The sequence below is a fragment of the Chamaesiphon sp. OTE_20_metabat_361 genome (assembly GCF_031364565.1).
Map to the genome: position 1 here is coordinate 1 of NZ_JANLWO010000550.1, position 3,270 is coordinate 3,270.

The following is a 3,270-nucleotide window of genomic DNA, read 5'->3' on the forward strand; positions in this document are numbered from 1 at the left end:
GCATCGGATATCGAGATTGAAGCCACGCATATTCTCGAACTTCGGACTCGGCTCAATCAACTAATGGCGGATCGTTCGGGTCAAACTTTGGAGCAGATCGAAAAGGATACAGATCGCGATAACTTTATGTCAGCAGCCGAAGCCGTGACTTACGGACTGATCGATAAAGTAGTGGAAACCGCCAACGTTCGCTAACTTCGAGCTACGAGATCGGCTTCAATCGACACATCCCCATTCTCGATCGTTTAGAACTAACGTTCGATTGAGAATGGGGATTTTCTGTAAGTTAGGAACATTACGATGCTAAATATCTGTCTGACTTAAGAACGATCGTGAAAAAATTTTGACCGTTCGCGATCGTAGTACATCCATCACTCCAAATCTAAGTATTTTTGAAAAGAATTTTAGAGTTTTCAAAAAAATACTTCAAAATCAACACAAAAGAGTAATCTTTGATTTAGTATAGATAGGTACAAAAAAACTTCAAACTAGTGTAAACTGGGGCACATAAATAGTTACACCAACAAATTAAGCTGTCATCGTACTGTGTCTTGCTAGGAGTGAGAAGTAGAGACGAATCGGCAGTAAGGTCAATATCTCCTCACCTACAACTTAACTGCCAACTACTCGATCGAAAGCACGAGCTGAGATGAGTAAAGTTTTAGTTCTTATGTATTAGTAATTCAGCCGCGATCGTACTTGCTAGTTAAGCCATGTTTACAGCTAATTGCGAACGGGGAGTACCAAGGATTTCATGTGTCAATGAGCGATTTTCACCGAGACTTTATCAAACTTGCGATCGAGATCTATGGTCTAGAACTCGACGGTCATCAAATCGATACCATCTTAGCAACTTGGCTAAAGCAATACGATCCTACTTGGATTCTCAAAGCGATCGTCGAGTCTCTATATCGAGGACGATATAAGATCGTATCTGTCGAAAATATTCTCAAAGACTGGCACAGACTTGGCAATCCTCGTTACCAATTTACACCGGAGTACGAGCGAGAGATTTTTGAAAAAATCCCGCAACCATTACCCCGATCGATCGCAGTAGTCGCAGCAACAGCACTAACTGATGTCGGTGTGGTAACTGGACCTGAAGATGCGCTCGCTGTCAGTGCGATGCCGCTGCCAGAAGATGCCCCATCAGCGCCACCAGCGTCTCAATTGCCACCGATGCCAATAGTGCGCCTCAATAGCGAGTATCTCAATCCTGAAGAGTCGGCACCGTTTCAATCTCATTATCACTCCTTGTTGCTTCACAACACGGCACGAGTGGGGAGCAACCCAGCAGCTAATTTGGAGTCAACTGAGGCTCAGCTCGATCGAGGCAGCTCGCTACAACTCGAATCGATCCAACGACGAGGTAGTTTCAGTCACTCCGAACCAACAAAACTAGAGCGCATTCGGATTCAGCCCGCTAATTGTCAGTTATTTAATACGCTCAAAGCGATCGTCGATCCCAATTATCAGCGGCCAGTGGTCGATGCCAACACTCTCGCTCCCAATGGCAACATAAATAATATTGCCAGCTTCATGATGCCGATCGATAGTCCCGATCGAGAACAACAAGTCTAACCTGGAATCCGATCGAGGCAAGTAGATCGCTCGGACGAGCGACAATCCAGTAATCGCTCCTCTACCCTTCTTCCCTAAAACCTAAAACCTAAAGCCTAAAGCCTAAAGCTAACGGTTGCGGAGCACCTGTACTAATGTCTGAAAATAAGCGGGAATTGGTGCTGTTACGCTAATTAACTCTCCGGTTTCGGGGTGGATTAGTTCGAGACGATGAGCGTGTAAAGCTTGCCCTGGTAGCTTGACACCGATCGATCTTCCCGTACCATAGACGGGATCGCCGACGATCGGATGTCCCATTTTGGTGGCATGTACCCGGATCTGATGAGTTCTCCCAGTTTCCAGCCGAAATCTAATCAGGCTAAAACTTCGCAATCTTTCTTCAATCTGCCAATGTGTCACCGCCGATTTGCCACCGAGATCGAGTGCGAGGATCGTATTTTTTTGACGATCGACAGGGTGACGACCGATGGGTAAATCGATTGTGCCGCTATCGACCTTTGGTGTGCCGTAGACTACCCCTAAATACTCGCGCCGTGCTGTTTTAGCCTGAAGCTGCTGTTGCAGGTGCTGGTGGGCAAAATCGGTCTTGGCGATCGCGATTGCCCCACTGGTATCTTTGTCAAGGCGGTGGACGATGCCGGGACGCTGAATACCGCCGATCTGCGAGAGGGGACAATGAGCTAGGAGCGCATGAACTAGAGTCCCCGTGCTGTGTCCCGCCGAAGGGTGAACTACCATCCCCGCTGGCTTATTGACGATCGCTAGATGGGCATCTTCGTAGAGGATATCGAGGGGAATCGATTCTGGCACGAGATCGATCGCCTCGGGCGGCGGTATGGAGACATACACTCGATCGCCAGCTTTTAATTTATACTTTTTGTCAGTACAAACTCGATCGGCGATCCTGACATGACCTTGGGAAATCAGTTTTTGCCACCGCGAGCGGGAAAATTCTGGGAGTTGTGCGCTCAGCCACAAATCCAATCGAGATTCGCTTAGATCCGTGGCTGCGACGATGAGTTCGATTTGCTGCGGTAACAGGTTGGCAGCAAAACTACTGTCCTCAAATGTGGGAAAATTATTGACTTCGACTGGGTTGAATATATTCATCTAAATTGCTGGTATGAAAACTAAATTTCGTCCTCACTCGCGGCTCATCCGACTGGAAAATCAAGCTGGCAGATTTGTCATTCATGGGATGGGACGGTGGTATCATCATTGGCGCGATCCCTACCATTTGCTGTTGACAGTTCCCTGGCTGGGATTTGTGGCGATCGTTTCTTTGACGTATCTGTTGCTCAATACGCTGTTTGCGTTGGCATATTTAGCTGGTGGCGATTGTTTAGAAGGCGCACGGGCAGGTTCATTTAGCGATGCTTTCTTTTTTAGCGTCCAGACATTAGCTTCGATCGGGTATGGGGCGATTCATCCGAAGACATTTTATGCAAATTCAATTGTCACCGTCGAATCGATCGCCAGTTTATTATTAATTGCGGTGTTAACTGGACTAGCGTTTGCCAGATTTTCTCGACCGATCGCCAAAGTATTGTTTAGTAATTTTATCATTATTACGACTCATAATAGTCAACCAACCCTGATGTTTCGAGTTGCTAACGAGCGGCACAATTTTATTTTAGAAGCTCACGCTCAAATCTATTTAATTATCGATGAAGTAACTGATGAAGGTGA

Annotated in this window: 4 protein-coding genes; 3 read left to right on the top strand and 1 reads right to left on the bottom strand. The window is 46.6% G+C overall.

Features of this window, described 5'->3' with window-relative positions:
- Nucleotides 1–195 (top strand): ATP-dependent Clp protease proteolytic subunit (locus RMO35_RS15815; protein WP_309742286.1); only part of this gene is annotated, 195 nt, incomplete at its 5' end.
- Between the two features lie 567 nt (nt 196–762).
- A complete protein-coding gene (locus RMO35_RS15820; protein ID WP_309742287.1) occupies nt 763–1,581 on the top strand; it encodes a hypothetical protein in 819 nt (272 codons plus the stop codon).
- A 108-nt stretch (nt 1,582–1,689) separates the two neighbouring features.
- Here the strand turns inward: RMO35_RS15820 and RMO35_RS15825 are convergent, their stop codons facing one another.
- Nucleotides 1,690–2,691, bottom strand: coding sequence for an RluA family pseudouridine synthase (locus RMO35_RS15825; protein WP_309742288.1), 1,002 nt, complete (start codon nt 2,689–2,691; stop codon nt 1,690–1,692).
- 13 nt (nt 2,692–2,704) lie between these two features.
- On the opposite strand from RMO35_RS15825, the gene RMO35_RS15830 reads away from it, so the two are divergent.
- Nucleotides 2,705–3,270: ion channel (locus RMO35_RS15830; RefSeq protein WP_309742289.1), on the top strand; the 566-nt coding region annotated here is incomplete at its 3' end.